This is a genomic window from Bacillus sp. SIMBA_074, assembly GCF_046534555.1.
In the GTDB taxonomy this organism is placed as follows: domain Bacteria; phylum Bacillota; class Bacilli; order Bacillales; family Bacillaceae_G; genus Bacillus_A; species Bacillus_A mycoides.
In genome coordinates this window covers 1-278 of sequence record NZ_JAWRYM010000406.1, presented here as the reverse complement: position 1 = coordinate 278, position 278 = coordinate 1, and the positions used below count along the sequence as shown (strand labels likewise).

1 protein-coding gene is annotated in these 278 nt (G+C 71.6%); it reads left to right on the top strand.

The genetic code is table 11. The annotated features are described in order from the left end of the window. The coding region (locus tag SB773_RS31345; RefSeq protein ID WP_410594190.1) for a hypothetical protein at nucleotides 1-278 on the top strand (278 nt) is incomplete at both ends.

The window sequence follows — 278 nt, the reverse complement described above, 5'->3', positions numbered from 1 at the left end:
CGGGCCACCTGCTCGGCCGGGTGGTCGCCGGCATCGTCAACGTGATCGACCCCGAGATCCTCATCGTGCTCGGCGAGGGCGTCGACTCGTGGCGGCACTGGTCGTTCGGGTTCGAGCCTGCTTTCCGCGCGGGACTCATACCTCGCAATCGCGCGATCCCGGTGGCCGTCGAGTCATGGCAGGACGACCGCTGGGCTCAGGGCGCCGCCGCGCTCGTCCTCTCGACGCCGTTCGACGCGCAGGGGCGCTCGGGCGAGCAGGGTCGGCTGGTTCGCGAG